The sequence below is a fragment of the Pseudomonas sp. FFPRI_1 genome, assembly GCF_055384485.1.
Genome location: NZ_AP029168.1, coordinates 2,454,016 through 2,469,720 on the forward strand (window position 1 = coordinate 2,454,016; position 15,705 = coordinate 2,469,720).

The 15,705-nt window shown below is 63.4% G+C and carries 15 protein-coding genes; 8 read left to right on the forward strand and 7 right to left on the reverse strand.

Going from position 1 to position 15,705, the window contains the following annotated elements; translation table 11 throughout:
- The first annotated feature begins 4 nt into the window (after positions 1-4).
- Positions 5-1,723 (forward strand): putative bifunctional diguanylate cyclase/phosphodiesterase, encoded by a 1,719-nt coding sequence (locus ACZ5BO_RS11130; RefSeq protein ID WP_025128806.1) that lies wholly within the window; start codon positions 5-7, stop codon positions 1,721-1,723.
- On the opposite strand, the gene ACZ5BO_RS11135 is transcribed toward ACZ5BO_RS11130, so the two are convergent.
- Positions 1,696-2,460 carry a substrate-binding periplasmic protein gene (locus ACZ5BO_RS11135; protein ID WP_464699715.1) on the reverse strand — a complete coding sequence of 255 codons (765 nt, stop codon included), beginning with the start codon at positions 2,458-2,460 and terminating at the stop codon, positions 1,696-1,698. The two genes, ACZ5BO_RS11130 and ACZ5BO_RS11135, sit on opposite strands and share 28 nt — an antisense overlap.
- Before the next feature lie 138 nt (positions 2,461-2,598).
- On the opposite strand from ACZ5BO_RS11135, the gene dnaX reads away from it, so the two are divergent.
- The 6 genes from dnaX (at position 2,599) to ACZ5BO_RS11165 (ending at position 8,517) form a co-directional block, all read left to right on the forward strand.
- Positions 2,599-4,716, forward strand: coding sequence for a DNA polymerase III subunit gamma/tau (gene dnaX, locus ACZ5BO_RS11140; protein ID WP_464699717.1), 2,118 nt, complete (start codon positions 2,599-2,601; stop codon positions 4,714-4,716).
- 66 nt (positions 4,717-4,782) lie between these two features.
- On the forward strand, positions 4,783-5,121 hold the full coding sequence (locus ACZ5BO_RS11145; RefSeq protein ID WP_015634779.1) for a YbaB/EbfC family nucleoid-associated protein: 339 nt from the start codon (positions 4,783-4,785) through the stop codon (positions 5,119-5,121).
- Positions 5,122-5,304: 183 nt separating this feature from the next.
- Entirely contained in the window at positions 5,305-6,348 is a 1,044-nt protein-coding gene (locus tag ACZ5BO_RS11150; protein WP_025128808.1) for an NADP-dependent oxidoreductase, read from the forward strand.
- A gap of 57 nt (positions 6,349-6,405) precedes the next feature.
- The gene (gene recR, locus ACZ5BO_RS11155; protein ID WP_025128809.1) at positions 6,406-7,008 is read left to right on the forward strand and encodes a recombination mediator RecR; all 603 of its coding nucleotides are present in this window, start codon (positions 6,406-6,408) and stop codon (positions 7,006-7,008) included.
- A gap of 103 nt (positions 7,009-7,111) precedes the next feature.
- Positions 7,112-8,260, forward strand: coding sequence for an acyl-CoA dehydrogenase family protein (locus tag ACZ5BO_RS11160; protein ID WP_464699720.1), 1,149 nt, complete (start codon positions 7,112-7,114; stop codon positions 8,258-8,260).
- A gap of 56 nt (positions 8,261-8,316) precedes the next feature.
- Positions 8,317-8,517: a hypothetical protein gene (locus ACZ5BO_RS11165; RefSeq protein WP_464699722.1), complete on the forward strand. Its 201-nt coding sequence runs from the start codon at positions 8,317-8,319 to the stop codon at positions 8,515-8,517.
- 185 nt (positions 8,518-8,702) lie between these two features.
- Here ACZ5BO_RS11165 and ACZ5BO_RS11170 read toward each other — a convergent pair whose 3' ends face one another.
- Positions 8,703-9,251 (reverse strand): adenine phosphoribosyltransferase, encoded by a 549-nt coding sequence (locus tag ACZ5BO_RS11170; protein ID WP_025128812.1) that lies wholly within the window; start codon positions 9,249-9,251, stop codon positions 8,703-8,705.
- 82 nt (positions 9,252-9,333) lie between these two features.
- Positions 9,334-10,068 (reverse strand): Crp/Fnr family transcriptional regulator FnrA, encoded by a 735-nt coding sequence (fnrA, locus tag ACZ5BO_RS11175; RefSeq protein ID WP_025128813.1) that lies wholly within the window; start codon positions 10,066-10,068, stop codon positions 9,334-9,336.
- Positions 10,069-10,221: 153 nt separating this feature from the next.
- Between fnrA and ACZ5BO_RS11180 the strand changes: the two genes are divergently transcribed.
- Entirely contained in the window at positions 10,222-10,701 is a 480-nt protein-coding gene (locus tag ACZ5BO_RS11180) for a hypothetical protein (protein WP_464699724.1), read from the forward strand.
- Here the strand turns inward: ACZ5BO_RS11180 and hemN are convergent.
- From hemN to ACZ5BO_RS11200, 4 genes are all read right to left on the reverse strand, one after another.
- Positions 10,698-12,080 carry an oxygen-independent coproporphyrinogen III oxidase gene (gene hemN, locus ACZ5BO_RS11185; protein ID WP_464699726.1) on the reverse strand — a complete coding sequence of 461 codons (1,383 nt, stop codon included), beginning with the start codon at positions 12,078-12,080 and terminating at the stop codon, positions 10,698-10,700. The genes ACZ5BO_RS11180 and hemN overlap by 4 nt on opposite strands.
- A 148-nt stretch (positions 12,081-12,228) precedes the next feature.
- On the reverse strand, positions 12,229-12,912 hold the full coding sequence (locus ACZ5BO_RS11190; protein WP_464699728.1) for a sulfite exporter TauE/SafE family protein: 684 nt from the start codon (positions 12,910-12,912) through the stop codon (positions 12,229-12,231).
- Positions 12,905-13,135, reverse strand: coding sequence for a cbb3-type cytochrome oxidase assembly protein CcoS (ccoS, locus tag ACZ5BO_RS11195; RefSeq protein WP_464699730.1), 231 nt, complete (start codon positions 13,133-13,135; stop codon positions 12,905-12,907). Before ccoS ends, ACZ5BO_RS11190 begins: the two co-directional genes overlap by 8 nt.
- A 21-nt stretch (positions 13,136-13,156) precedes the next feature.
- A complete protein-coding gene (locus ACZ5BO_RS11200) occupies positions 13,157-15,607 on the reverse strand; it encodes a heavy metal translocating P-type ATPase (protein WP_464699732.1) in 2,451 nt (816 codons plus the stop codon).
- Positions 15,608-15,705: the final 98 nt, after the last annotated feature.

Consider the following 15,705-nt stretch of genomic DNA (forward strand, 5'->3'; position numbering starts at 1 on the left):
ACTCATGGATGAGAAATACCGCAGGGCCGTCGATGCTGCCGCCATTTTCTCCGAGACCGATCTCGGCGGCAGCATCACCTATGTCAATGATCTGTTCTGCCAGGTTTCCGGCTACAGCCGTGAGGAACTGATCGGCGCCAACCATCGGATGCTCAGTTCCGGCCTGCACCCGCCGGAATTCTTTGTCGAGCTGTGGCAGACCATCACCCAGGGACGGGTGTGGAAAGGCGAGATCTGTAACCGCGCCAAGGACGGTAGCCTGTACTGGGTCGACAGCACCATGGTGCCGCTGGTCGACCAGCGTTCGGGGCGGGTGGTGCGCTACGTCTCGATCCGTTTTGACGTCAGCGAGAAGCGCCAGTTGCTGCATTCGCTGCAGTGGCGGGTCGGGCATGACGTGTTGACCGGCCTGCCCAACCGGGCCTTTCTCTCCGATCTGCTGCACCAGGCCCTGGAGTTCTCCCGCCAGGAAGACATTCCCCTGGCCGTGTGCATGCTCGACCTTGACGGCTTCAAGGCGGTCAACGATGGCTACGGGCACGCCAGTGGCGACCTGCTGCTGGTGGAGGTGGCCGCGCGCCTGCGTTCGATCATTCGTGGCGAGGATGTGGTGGCACGCCTGGCCGGTGACGAGTTCGTGCTGATCCTGCGTTATGTGCGGGACATGTTCGAGTTGCGGGCGGCGCTGCAGCGAGTCCTGGGCGTCATTTCCCAGCCTTACTCGATTCAGGGCATGGACATCAGTGTGTTTGCCAGCATTGGCGTGACCCTGTTTCCCACCGACAACCATGATGCCGATACGTTGTTGCGCCACGCCGACCAGGCCATGTACGTGGCCAAGCAGAGCGGTCGCAATCGTTTCCACCTGTTCGATGTGTTGCGTGATCGTGAGGTGATGGTCACCTACCAGACCGTCGAACAGGTGCGCCAGGCGTTGAATGCCGGTGAGCTGCACCTGTACTTCCAGCCCAAGGTCAACATGCGCAGCGGGGCGGTGGTGGGGTTCGAGGCGATGCTGCGCTGGCAGCATCCGCAGCGCGGAATGCTCGGCTCCCAGGAGTTCCTGGCCCAGGTGGAGGAGACCGACCTGATCGTCGATATCGGCGAATGGGTCATGGACCAGGTGATGACCCAGTTGCAATGCTGGCAGGTGGCCGGGCACGGCTGGCCTGTTAGCCTGAATGTCGCGGCCCGGCATTTTCAGCGCGGGGACTTTGTCGAACGGCTCAAGGGCATGCTCGATCGTTATCCGGATGTATCGCCGTCCCTGCTGGATCTGGAGATCGTCGAGTCGGTGGCCATCGACAACATCCAGCGGGTCAGCGATTGCCTCGATGCCTGCCAGGGCTTTGGCGTGCAGTTCTCCCTGGGAAATTTCGGCACCGGCAATTCATCCCTCAGCTACCTCAAGCGCTTGCGCACCCAGACCCTGAAGATCGACCGCTTGTTTGTCCGTGACATGCTGCACGACGAGGATGATCAGGCACTGATCCAGGCCCTGGTGGGATTGGCCCAGGCCTTTGGCCGCCAGGTAGTGGCCGAAGGCCTGGAAAGCCTGGCCCATGGAGAGCGGTTGATGGCCCTGGGCTGTGAAGTGGCCCAGGGGGACTTCATTGCCCGGCCGATGCCGGCCAGCGCAGTGCTGGGCTGGGTGCAGGGGTTCGAGCCGCCGCAGTCATGGTGCGGCCTTGAGGTTCAGGGGCTGGCGCTGCCAGGATCCTGAGGGTCGGGGGTGATGTAGTGCTGGACGATGGCATCGATCTCGCCGGACATCTTCATCCGCAGCAGGGTCCGCAGGATCCGCTGGGCCGGTACCTGCGGATCGTTGCGCACGTAGCAGCCCACCGCCTGCTCCTGCACCAGCGCAACGCTGTACAGCGGCTTGCCTGAGGCCTGGGTGCGGTTGAACCAGTCCAGGGTCCATTGGCTGGCGATGGCGTAGCGGTAGCGGCCGACCTGAAGTTTTTGCAGCACCTGTTCCTCGTTGCGTGCGTCGTCGCGAATCAGCCGGGCGCTGTCGAACAGTGGTTGCAGGGCGGTGTAGGTATAGCTGAGCACGGTGCCGATGTGCTGGCCGGTCAAGGCCTGGGGATCCATTCCCGGCGGGTGTTCGAGATTGCTCACCAGCAGGTTGCGCTGGTTGAACAGCGGTACGCTCCACAGGTAGTCACCGGACAGGTTTGGCAACCAGGCCTGGGCGGCGTAGCAGCGCACGTCGACTTCGCCCTGGGCCATGGCGTTCTGCACTCGGGCCCGGGCCAGGACATGAAACTCAGGGGGCGCGCCCAGGTGCCTGGCCAGGCTGATCATCAGGTCGTAGAGGATGCCGTCGGTGGGCTGGTCACTCTCGATCTCGATGGTCGGCATGGCCCAGCTGTCGGCGACGACAAAGCGTAGAGGCGGCTCAGAAGCCTCCAGGCTGGTACTGAGCACAAGCAGCGCGCCCCACATCAAACGCATACGATCTCCATGGTTCAAACGGGCGATCAGTCCTTTGCAAAATGCAGCTTAGACAGATTAGACGAGCGCGCCGGATGCAATTTCGCCCTTGCTCCGCTAGCATTACCGGCTTCCGCTTTCCAGTCGCGACGGTTTTCGATGAGTTATCAGGTTCTTGCACGTAAATGGCGTCCGCGCTCGTTCCGCGAAATGGTCGGCCAGACCCATGTGCTCAAGGCTCTGATCAATGCCTTGGACAGCCAGCGGCTGCACCACGCCTATCTGTTTACCGGCACGCGCGGGGTGGGCAAGACCACCATCGCGCGGATCATTGCCAAATGTCTGAACTGTGAAACAGGCATCACTTCCACGCCCTGCGGCACCTGTTCGGTGTGCTGCGAGATCGACGAGGGGCGCTTTGTCGACCTGATCGAGATCGACGCCGCGAGCCGGACCAAGGTCGAGGACACCCGTGAACTGCTGGACAACGTGCAGTACGCACCGAGCCGCGGGCGCTTCAAGGTCTATCTGATCGACGAAGTGCACATGCTTTCCAGCCACTCGTTCAACGCCTTGCTCAAGACCCTCGAAGAGCCGCCGCCCTACGTCAAGTTCATCCTGGCGACCACCGATCCGCAGAAGCTGCCGGCGACCATTCTTTCGCGCTGCCTGCAGTTCTCCCTGAAGAACATGACGCCCGAGCGTGTGGTCGAGCACTTGAGCCATGTCCTGGGCGTGGAGAATGTGCCGTTCGAAGACGATGCACTGTGGCTGCTGGGTCGCGCCGCCGACGGCTCGATGCGCGACGCCATGAGCCTCACCGACCAGGCCATTGCCTTCGGCGAGGGCAAGGTCATGGCTGCCGACGTGCGCGCCATGCTTGGCACCCTCGACCACGGCCAGGTCTATGACGTCCTGCATGCGCTGATCAACGGTGATGCCAAGGCGCTGCTGGAGGCGGTGCGCCATCTGGCGGAGCAGGGGCCGGACTGGAATGGCGTGCTTTCCGAAATTCTCAACGTGCTGCACCGAGTGGCGATCGCCCAGGCGCTGCCGGATGGGGTCGATAACGGTCATGGCGACCGCGACCGAGTGCTGGCCCTGGCCCAGGCGCTGCCTGCCGAAGATGTGCAGTTCTATTACCAGATGGGCTTGATCGGTCGGCGTGACTTGCCGCTGGCGCCGGATCCGCGAGGCGGGTTCGAGATGGTTCTGCTGCGTATGCTGGCGTTCCGGCCAGCGGACACCGCGGATGCACCGAGACAGCCGCTAAAGCCAGTGGGGATCAGCCAGGCCACAGTTGATTCCGCCCAAGCCGTGGCGGCACCCGCACCTGCTGCGCCTGCAGCCGTTGCGGCGCCGGTGGCCAGTGTGCCGGCTCCTGCTCCTGCTCCAGTTTCCGTGCCCACGCCTGAACCGGCCGCCGTTGTGCCGCCAGTTGTGCCACCGGTTGTCGAGGCGACTGTCGCCGAGCCCGAGCCTGTGCCTGCGGTCACTGAAGAGGTGATCGACCTGCCGTGGAACGATCCGGCAGAAGCTGGTGTGCAAGTCTCGGTCGAACAGCAAGCAGTTGTGGAGCCGGTGCTGGAAGTGGTTGCGCAACAGCCTGATTTGACCCCGATGCCCACCCCCACGCCCGACAGCGTGGTGCCGGATGCGCCGGAATGGGTCAATGCGCCGGTGCCCGAGCCCACGGTTGCCGAGGTCGACGCCGCGACTCCTGGAACCGATCTGGACGACGAACCGCCGCTGGATGAGGACTACATCGAGCCGGACATGGATTCGGCCTACAGCTACCTCGATGAGCTGGCCAGCGAGCACGCTGCCGATCCGGAGCCCGAGCCCGAGCCGGAACCTGCGGCGATGCCGGCCACCGGCCTGGCCCTGGAGTGGCTGGAACTGTTTCCAAAGTTGCCGATTTCCGGGATGACCGGGAGCATCGCTGCCAACTGCACGCTGATGGCCGTAGACGGCGACAATTGGCTGCTGCACCTGGATCCGGCCCATAGTGCACTGTTCAACGCCACTCAGCAGCGCCGTCTCAACGACGCCCTGAACCAGTACCACGGGCGCACCCTGGCCCTGAGCATCGAGCTGATCAAGCCCGAGCAGGAAACCCCGGCCCAGGCGGCGTCACGGCGCCGTGCCAACCGTCAGCGCGATGCCGAGGAATCGATCCACGGTGATCCGTTCATCCAGCAGATGGTCCAGGAGTTCGGCGCGGTGGTGCGCCACGATACTATTGAGCCTGTCGAGGCCCTGGCTGCCCAGGGCTGATCACTTCAAGGGCGCCGGGCCAGGGGCCGGGCGCCGTTTCCATCCCCGTACTTTGAGGTAATTCCCATGATGAAAGGTGGCATGGCCGGCCTGATGAAGCAGGCACAGCAGATGCAGGAAAAAATGGCCAAGATGCAGGAAGAACTGGCCAACGCAGAAGTCACCGGCAAGGCCGGCGGCGACATGGTCACTGTGGTCATGACCGGTCGTCATGACATCAAGCGTGTGAGCATCGACCCGAGCCTGCTCGAAGGCGTCAGCGAAGATGACCGTGAAGTGCTGGAAGACCTGTTCGCTGCCGCGGTGAACGACGCCGTGCGCAAGATCGAGTCCAACAGCCAGGAAAAGATGTCCGGCATGACCGCCGGCATGCAGCTGCCTCCGGGCATGAAGCTGCCTTTCTGATTCGCACAGGCGCATTGGATGGACTAAAAAAGCCAGGCCTAGAGCCTGGCTTTTTTTTACCTGGCAAGCAATGCGCCACGGCGGGTGGGCCACGATTGCCGTTGGAAACATAGAACGCCGGGCCGAACCCATGGTCTGCAACCTATGCAAGTCTTTTCAACCTTTGCTAAAGGAGTGTCTGTGATGCCGCAAACATTGACCCTTAATCAGCGCGTCGTGCTGGTGTCCCGTCCACAGGGCGCGCCAGTCCCGGAAAACTTCCGCCTGGAACGGGTGGCCCTGCCGGAACTGGCGGATGGCCAGGTGCTGCTCAAGACCCTCTATCTGTCCCTGGACCCTTACATGCGCGGGCGCATGAGTGATGCACCGTCTTATGCGGCCCCGGTGGAGATCGACGAGGTCATGACCGGAGGTGCCGTGAGCCGGGTGGAGCGCTCGTTGAACCCGAAGTTCCAGGAGGGCGATCTGGTGGTGGGGGCCACCGGCTGGCAGAGTCATTGCATTTGTGATGGCCGCAATCTGATCCCGGTGCCTTCGGGCCTGCCCAGCCCCTCCATGGCCCTGGGTGTACTGGGCATGCCCGGAATGACCGCCTACATGGGGTTGATGGACATCGGCCAGCCCAAGTCCGGGGAAACCCTGGTGGTGGCCGCAGCGTCCGGTGCAGTGGGCTCGGTGGTGGGGCAGGTGGCCAAGCTCAAGGGGCTGCGGGTTGTGGGTGTTGCCGGTGGTGCCGAGAAGTGCCGCTACGTGGTCGAGGAGCTGGGCTTTGATGCCTGCATCGATCACAAGAGCGCCGACTTTGCCGATGAGCTGGCCCAGGCCTGCTTCAAGGGCGTGGACATCTACTTCGAGAACGTCGGCGGCAAGGTCTTCGATGCCGTGCTGCCCCTGCTCAATCCCAAGGCGCGCATTCCCCTCTGCGGTCTGATTGCCCAGTACAACGCCCAAGAACTGCCGTCGGGTCCCGATCGCCTGCCCCTGCTGCAGCGTGCCCTGCTGACCAAGCGAGTGCGCATCCAGGGCTTTATCGTCTTTGACGACTACGGCGACCGGCATTCGGAGTTCATCAAGGCCATGGCGCCCTGGGTGCGCGAGGGCAAGGTCAAGTTCAAGGAGGATAGGGTCGAGGGTCTGGAGCAGGCGCCAGAAGCCTTCATCGGCCTGCTGGAGGGACGCAACTTCGGCAAGCTGGTGGTCAAGGTGGCCCCGGACGCGAGCATTTGACGCTGCCCCGAGGCGCGGGTATAAACCGCGTCTCGTCGTTTTGTCGGACCTTTGCCCATGAGCTTCAGCCCCCTGATTCGCCAACTGATCGATGCCCTGCGCACTTTGCCGGGTGTGGGTCAGAAAACCGCCCAGCGCATGGCCCTGCAACTGCTTGAGCGGGACCGCAGTGGTGGCTTGCGCCTGGCCCAGGCCCTGAGCCAGGCCATGGAGGGGGTAGGGCATTGCCGCCAGTGCCGAACCCTGACCGAGGACGAGCTGTGCCCGCAGTGCGCCGATCCGCGGCGTGACGACAGCCTGCTGTGCGTGGTGGAGGGGCCGATGGACGTGTATGCGGTAGAGCAGACCGGTTATCGCGGTCGCTACTTCGTGCTCAAGGGGCACCTGTCGCCCCTGGACGGCCTGGGGCCGGAAGCCATCGGCATTCCGCAACTGCTGGCGCGGATCGAAGAGCAGGGCAGCTTCAGCGAAATCATCCTGGCCACCAACCCCACGGTAGAAGGCGAAGCCACGGCTCACTACATCGCCCAACTGCTGACCAACAAGGGGCTGATCACCTCGCGGATCGCCCATGGCGTGCCGCTGGGCGGCGAGTTGGAGCTGGTGGACGGCGGCACCCTGGCCCATTCCTTTGCCGGGCGTAAACCCATAGAGCTGTAGATGGGGCGGGTGTGCCGGCCTGCCGACGGGCCGGGCGCATCCTTTGGTTGAAAACCAAGCAAGCGCTTGGTAAGTTTCCTCGACCCTTCAGAGGAGCTTGCCGATGTCTGCCTGCCAGGAATACTTCGATCCCAGCCACCAGTTGGTCCGCGACAGCGTGCGACGTTTCGTCGAACGTGAAATCCTCCCCGAGATCGATCAGTGGGAAGAGGCGGGTGGCTTCCCGCGTGAGTTGTATCTCAAGGCGGGTGCCGCCGGGATTCTCGGCATCGGCTATCCCGAATCCCTGGGCGGCAGCCATGAAGGTGATCTGTTCGCCAAGATCGCTGCCAGTGAAGAACTGATGCGCAGCGGTTCTGGTGGTTTGGTGGCGGGCCTGGGATCGCTGGATATCGGCTTGCCACCCATCGTCAAATGGGCCCGTCCCGAAGTGCGGGAGCGAGTGGCGCCCCAGGTGATCTGCGGAGAGAAGATCTGCGCCCTGGCGGTGACTGAACCCGGTGGCGGCTCGGACGTGGCCAATCTGCAGACCTGCGCGGTGCGTGATGGCGACTATTACCGGGTCAGCGGCGCCAAGACCTTTATCACCAGTGGCGTGCGTGCCGACTTCTACACTGTTGCCGTACGTACCGGCGAGCCTGGCTACGGCGGCATCAGCCTGCTGCTGATCGAGAAGGGGACTCCGGGGTTTACCGTGGGGCGGCAATTGAAAAAGATGGGCTGGTGGGCCTCGGACACCGCCGAGTTGTTCTTCGACGATTGCCGGGTGCCAGTGGGCAACCTGATCGGCACCCAGAACATGGGCTTTGCCTGCATCATGGGCAATTTCCAGAGCGAGCGCCTGGCGCTGGCGCTGATGGCCAACATGACCGCGCAGATGGCTCTGGAAGAAAGTCTTAAATGGGCTCGTGGGCGCGAGGCGTTCGGCAAGCCCATCGCCAAGTTCCAGGTGCTCAAGCATCGTTTGGCAGAGATGGCTACGGCGCTGGAGATCTCCCGGGAGTTCACCTACCGCCAGGCGGCGCAGATGGCGGCAGGCAAGAGCGTGATCAAGGAGATTTCCATGGCCAAGAACTTCGCCACCGATACCGCCGACCGTATCACCTACGACGCGGTGCAGATCCTGGGAGGCATGGGCTACATGCGCGAAAGCCTGGTGGAGCGGCTGTACCGTGACAATCGCATTCTCTCTATTGGTGGCGGCACCCGCGAAGTGATGAACGAAATCATCAGCAAGCAGATGGGGCTCTAGCCCGGTTCGGGAATTGCCAGAGGGCCGCCGTTGGCTTCAGTGAGGAATACCGTCAGTTGCTACAGGCCGCCGGGGTGCAATGGCTGGCGATGTCGGTGGATGCCGAGGGCCTGGATGTGTCTTACGCCATTGGACAGGCGGCTCAGGCGCGTTTCGCCCTGGTGACAGCGGCTCATCAGAGTCCGCTGGGTTTAGCCTTGCCACGGCGGCTGGCGCCGCTGGAGTGGGCTGCGCAGCGGGCCCGGGTGTCGTCCTAGCGGCGTAGGGACTGTCGAGCGGCTGCACTCAGGCACGACCAGGGCCCGGGTTGCTGCCGGGATTGAGCAATGTGATGGGCCGCTCCATGGCCACGCGGTTGGTGCGGCGACTGGCATGGGGCGTGGAAGGAGCCTAAGGGCTGAGCCGGCTCCGATCCTGTGGCGGAGGCGGCTCACCAGCGGTGTTAGCGTTCGCTCAACGAGAACTGCGTCAGGCAGAAGGTGGGGATGCCCATGTCCTCCAGCTTTTGCGAGCCGCCCAGTTCCGGCAGGTCGATGATTGCGGCGGCTTCGAAAATGCTTGCCCCCATGCGTCGTACCAGATTGGCGGCGGCGACCAGAGTGCCGCCGGTGGCGATCAGGTCATCGAACATCAGCACCGAGTCGCCTTCGCAGAGGCTGTCGGCATGGACTTCGAGGAAGGCTTCGCCGTACTCGGTCTGGTAGCCTTCGGCGAGCACGTCCGCCGGAAGTTTGCCCTGCTTGCGAAACAGGATCAGCGGTTTGTTCAGTTGGTAGGCGATGATCGAGCCGATCAGGAAGCCACGGGCGTCCATGGCGCCGATATGGCTGAAGTCTTCTTCGACATAACGCTGGGCGAAACTGTCGGCCACCAGGCGCAGGGCTCGAGGAGACTGGAACAGGGGGGTGATGTCGCGAAAGATCACGCCGGGTTTCGGAAAGTCGATCACGGGGCGGATCAGGGATTTGATGTCGAAGGAATCGAAGGCCATCTTCAGGTGTCCTGGCGGGCAAAATATGCCGCGCCAGTATACCTGCGACCGAGCACCTTGGCTCAGTCGCGCACGTTGTGGATCAGCCTTCCACCGAGCCGCCGGCCAGGGCGCAGAGCTGGATAGGGTCGAGGATGTGGACTTCCTTGCCTTCGGCGGCGATCAGCTCGTTCTGCTGGAAGCGAGTGAATACCCGGGACACGGTTTCCACCGCCAGGCCCAGGTAGTTGCCGATTTCGTTGCGCGACATGCTCAGGCGGAACTGGTTGGCCGAGAAGCCGCGGGCACGGAAGCGCGCCGAGAGGTTGACCAGGAAGGTGGCAATGCGCTCGTCGGCGGTCTTCTTCGACAGCAACAGCATCATTTGCTGATCGTCGCGGATCTCGCGGCTCATGACCCGCATCAGCTGGCGGCGCAGCTGTGGCAATTGCAGGGCCAGTTCGTCGAGGCGCTCGAAGGGGATCTCGCACACCGACGTGGTTTCCAGCGCCTGGGCGGAAACCGGATGGGTTTCGGTGTCCATGCCGGACAGGCCCACCAGCTCGCTCGGGAGATGGAAGCCGGTGATCTGCTCTTCGCCGCTGTCGCTGAGGCTGAAGGTTTTCAGGGCGCCTGAACGCACGGCATACACCGAGTCGAAGCCGTCACCCTGACGGAACAGGAATTCGCCTTTTTTCAATGGGCGGCCACGTTTGACGATTTCGTCCAGCGCGTCCATGTCTTCCAAATTCAACGAAAGTGGCAGGCAGAGGGGTGCCAGGCTGCAGTCCTTGCAATGGGCCTGGTTGTGAGCGCGCAGTTTAACTGGCTCGGACATTCTAGAATCCTTGTGGGAGAACACACATAAGCCGTAAGGGTAACTCACGGGAGGAGGTTCCGGCCAGTCCGTGCCGTATTGACGGTCAGTCGTAAAGCAATCCTTTTTGGAGTCGATAGCCTGTTATCAAAAGTAACTTGGAGAGCCGCAACTATGTCGTCCGTTGGCGGTATTACTAATGGCAGCAATAACTTGCAGCCACTTTCTGAATCATCGAAAAGCATTTATGACGCTGAACTAAATGATTCTCGTCTAGTTGCGGAGCCTGGTCTCGGTGAGGGCGTCAAAGTGTCGCTGTCGGGAGCGGGCCTGAAGAAGTCCTCCAGCGCCACCGGGCGTGACAGTGATATTGAGGAAAGCGGCCTTCCCGAAAATATTCAACAGATCCTCAAGATGATCAGGAAATTGCAACAACAGATTGCAGAAAAGCTGGCCCAGCTCCAGGCCGTCATGGCCGACAAGCGCCTGAGCCCTGAGGAAGCCAAGGCCAGGGTAAGTAGCCTGCAATCGGCCCTGGCGAGCCTCAACAGCGGTTTGCTGACCGCCAATGCCTCCCTGGCCAAGGCGATGAAACAAGCGGGCTTGAGCCCTGAGCAGGTGATGAAGGCGGCATCGTTGGTCATGAAGTCCTAGATCACCCGGGAAAAGCGCTGACGGTTCTGCTGGCCCAGGTAGGCATCGAACACCATGCACACCGAGCGCACCAGCAACCGTCCGGCGGGCAAGACCGTGATCATGTCGCTGCTGAGTTCGATCAGGCCATCGTCGGCCATCTCTTCGAGTTCCGGCCAGAGTTCATTGAAGTAGCCACGAAAATCAATATTGAAGGCTTGTTCGATATCTTCGAACTTAAGACTAAAGTTGCAGATCAGTTGCTGAATAACTTCACGGCGCAGACGGTCGTCTGCATTGCACACCAGGCCGCGACTAGTAGCCAGTTGTGCTCCGGCCAAGGCATTTTGATAGTGCGTCAAGTCGCTGCTGTTCTGGCAGTAAAGATCACCGATCTGACTGATGGCCGACACTCCCAATCCAATCAAGTCGCAATGGCCGTGGGTGGTATAACCCTGGAAGTTGCGTTGCAGGGTTGATTCTTCCTGGGCAATGGCCAGTTCATCATCGGGCAGGGCGAAGTGGTCCATGCCGATGTACCGATACCCGGCCGCCGTCAGCTGTTCGATGGTGCGCTGCAGCATCTGCAGCTTTTCCGCCGGAGCCGGTAGCTCACTGCCATTGATCCGCCGTTGCGGCATGAAGCGCTCGGGCAGGTGGGCATAGTTGAACACCGAGAGCCGATCCGGTTGCAGGTTGATCACTTCTTCCACGGTGCGGGCGAAGTTCTCCGAGGTCTGCTTGGGCAGGCCGTAGATTAGGTCGATGTTGATCGAGCGAAACTGCAGGGTGCGGGCCGCCTCGATCACTGCCCGGGTTTCATCCAGGCTTTGCAGGCGGTTGACCGCCCGCTGCACGGCCGGGTCCAGGTCCTGCAAGCCAATGCTGACCCGGTTGAAGCCCAGCTCTCGCAGCAACCCCATGGTCGACCAGTCGGCCTCCCGCGGATCGATCTCGATGCCATAGTCGCCGGAGTCATCGTCGAGCAGGTTGAAGTGCTTGCGCAGCAGGGCCATCAACTGGCGCAGTTCATCATGGTTGAGAAAGGTCGGGGTGCCGCCGCCGAAGTGCAGTTGCTCGACGCGCTGGTTGGGGGCCAGGTGGCAGGCGATCAGTTGCATCTCCTGTTCCAGGCGCTGCAGGTAGGGCAGGGCACGGCTGCGGTCCTTGGTAATGACTTTGTTGCAGGCGCAGTAGTAGCAAATGTTGGCGCAGAACGGGATGTGCACGTACAGCGACAACGGGCGCTGGGCCTTGCGGCTGTCGCGCAGGGCATGCAGCAAGTCGAAGGCGCCGACCTGGCTGTTGAATTGCACCGCGGTCGGGTAGGAGGTGTAGCGTGGTCCCGCCAGGTCGTAACGGCGGATCAGATCTGTGTCCCAACGAATGGCGTCGAGCATGCGGGAATTCCCCCGGATAGGCTGGCAGTGTTCGCGAGTCTAGGAGGTTAGGGCCGCGGCCATCTTGACTTGTATCAAGGGTGTTCGGGAGCCGCTGGGGTAGTGCTGACAGGGTGTACAGGCCCTCTGGCCGGGCACTTGCCCGGTCTCAGTGGCCCATCAGCCAATGCTGGTGAGGGCCGGGCAGGGTCCAGATTCCGAACAGCATGACCAGCAGGCCGCCGGCCATGCGCACGCTACGGCGACGCAGCAGGGCGGTGACCCGCTCCGCCGCGAGGCCGGTGGCCAACAGCACCGGCCAGGTGCCCAGGCCGAAGGCCAGCATCAGCAAGGCGCTGTCCAGGGCATTACCCTGGCTCGCCGACCACAGCAGGGTGCTGTACACCAGCCCGCAAGGCAGCCAGCCCCAGAGTGCGCCCAGGAGCAGAGCGCGGGGTAGGCTGGAGACCGGCAGCAGGCGGTTGGCGACGGGCTGGATATGCCGCCACAGGCCTTTGCCAAGGCCTTCGATGCGGGTCAGGCCGCTCCACCAGCCGGCCAGGTACAAGCCCATGGCAATCAGCAGCAGGCCCGCAAGGACCCGCATGAACAGTGCCATCGGGCTGCTGGCCACTGCCCAGCCGGCGAGACCCAGCAGCAGTCCGGCCAGGGCGTAGCTGAGAATGCGGCCCAGGTTATAGGCCAGTAGCAGGCGAAAGCGCCGACTGCGCTGTTCCTGGGGAATTGCCAGGGTCAGGGCGCCCATCAACCCGCCGCACATGCCCAGGCAATGACCGCCGCCCAACAGGCCGAGAATCACTGCGGAAACTAGCAGAGGTGCCAGCTCAAGCATGGGGCGGTTCCTGTTTCTCGGCGGGGTCGGTGTCTTGGGCAGCCTGGCCTTTGACCTCGTCTACGGCCGCGGTGTGGCTCGGGTCCTGGTCGTCGAACAGGATGCTGTGGGCCGGACCGTCAAGGTCGTCGTACTGGCCGCTGTCGACGGCCCAGAAGAAGATGTAGATGGCGATGGCCACGATCAGCAGTGCGGCCGGGATCATCACATAAAGAGCAGGCATCTTGACTCCAGGCCCGGCGGCTCAGGCCGGCAGCGGGCGGGTTTCGGGGGCGGCGGCACTGTCGGCCTGCCGCGGCATGCGGGTCAGGCGCAGGGCATTGAGCACCACGGTCAGGGAACTGATGGACATGCCGACCGCCGCCCATACGGGGGTAATCCAGCCGAGGGCGGCGAACGGCAGCATCAGGCCATTGTACAGCCCCGCCCAGAGCAGGTTCTCGATGATGACCCGGCGTGTCCGGCGGGCCAGGCTGAAGGCTTGCACCAGGGCGTCCAGGCGGTTGGACAGCAGCACCGCATCGGCGCTGGTCTTCGCCAGGTCGGTGGCCGAGCCCATGGCCACGCTGATATCGGCGGCGGCCAGTACGGGTACGTCGTTGACCCCGTCGCCCAGCATCAGCACTTTGCGGCCTTGCTGGTGCAACTGTTGCAGCACTTGCAGCTTGTCGTCCGGGCGCAGGCCACCACGGGCCTCGTCGATCTGCAGTTCAGCGGCCACGCTGGCGACCATCGGCGAGCTATCCCCGGAGAGCAGCAGGGTGTGCCAGCCGCGAGCCTTGCAGGCGGCCAGCAGTGCGGGAGCGTCACTGCGCAGGCGATCGTCGAGAACCAGCCAGGCGAGGGCACCCTGGCTATCGCCGAGCAGCAGCCATTGGCCGTGTTCGTCGGGCATCTGCGGCACCTTGCAGCCACTGAGCGCGCAGACGAAAGCCGGTTGGCCGATACGCAGGCGCTGGGTTCCCACCAGGCCTTCCAGGCCGAGCCCGGGGCTGCTGGTAACCTCTTCTGCGGCGACGGGGGCGCGGCCGAAAGCTCGGGCGATGGGGTGTTCCGAGCGATTTTCCAGAGCCGCGGCCAGGCTCAGGCAGGCGTCGCTGGACAGGCTCCCCAGTGGTCGGATGGCGCGCAGCGCCAACCGGCCTTCGGTGAGGGTGCCGGTCTTGTCGAAAATCACCGTGTCGATCTGATTCAGCCCTTCCAGCACATGGCCGCGGGTCAGCAACAGGCCAAGTTTGTGCAGCGTGCCAGTGGCGGCGGTGAGGGCCGTCGGGGTTGCCAGTGACAGGGCGCAAGGGCAGGTGGCTACGAGCATTGCCAAAACGATCCAGAACGCCCGGGAGGCGTCCAGTTGCCACCACAGCAGGCCGATGGCGGCAGCCGCGATCAAGGAAAACAGCAGGAACCACTGGGCAGCACGGTCGGCGACTTCCGCCAGCCGGGGCTTTTCCGCCTGGGCCCGGTCCAGCAGGCGCACGATGGCCGATAGCCGGGTGTCCTGGCCCAGGGCCTGGACCTCCACCGTCAGCGCGCCTTCGACGTTCAGGGTGCCGGCGGTGACCGAGTCGCCCTGGCCGCGGGCTTGTGGCAGGTACTCACCGGTGAGCAGGGATTCGTCGATGCTGGATTGGCCGTCAAGGATCCTGCCGTCTGCCGGCAGCACCGCGCCGGGATGCACCAGCACCTTATCCCCCAGGCGCAGTTCACTGAGCAGGATGCGCTGGCTTTGGCCGTCTTCGTCCAGGCGCAGGCAGGAGGCCGGTAGCAGGTTGACCAGTTGCGCCGTGGCGGCCGCCGTGCGCTCCCGGGCCCGGCGCTCCAGGTAGCGACCGGTCAAGAGGAACAGGGCGAACATGCCCACCGCATCGAAGTACAGCTCGCCAACCCCGCTGATGGAGGTCCAGATGCCTGCCAGGTACGCCCCGCCAATGGCCAGGGAGACCGAGACATCCATGGTCAGGTGTCGGGTACGCAAATCACGCATGGCGCCCTTGAAGAAGGGCGCGCAGCTGTAGAAGACAATGGGGGTGGTGAGAAACAGCGCGACCCAGCGCAGGATGGTGTGCAGCTCAGGGCTGAGGTCGATGTTGAATTCCGGCCAGGTAGCCATGGTCGCCATCATTGCCTGGAACCACAGCAAGCCGGCGACCCCGAGTTGTCGCAGGGCCAGGCGGTTCTCGCTGGCCAGCTGTTCAGAGGCGCGGTCCGGTTGATAGGGGTGGGCGGCGTAGCCGATGTGCCGCAGCTCGCTGAGCACCTGGCTCAAAGGCAACTGGCTGTCGGCCCAGCGCACATGCAAGCGGTGGTTGGACAGGTTCAGGCGGGCCTCGGCCACCGCCGGCAAGCTGCGCAGGTGTTTTTCGATCAGCCAGCCACAGGCGGCGCAACTGATGCCTTCCATGAGCAGGGTGGTTTCCGCGAGCTCGCCTTCATGGCGGACGAAGGGCTGCTGTACATCGGGGCGATCGTACAGCGCCAGTTCGTCCACCAGTTGCACGGGCAGGGCGCCGGGATTGGCCGAGGCTTCGCTGCGATGGCTGTAGTAATGCTCCAGGCCGCCGGCGACTATCGCCTCGGCTACCGCCTGGCAGCCCGGGCAGCAGAATTCTCGGGGTTCGCCGAGCACGACGGCGGTGAACCGGCGACCGGCGGGAACCGGCAGGGCACAGTGGTAGCAAGGCAGTGGCGTGGTCATCGGCGGTCTTTGTGGTCGGGGAAAAACTCAACGCCGGCCCGTCGGCTTCCATCCCGGCAAGGGAGCAAGCGGCGGGCCGGCGATGTACGACAGGTGTT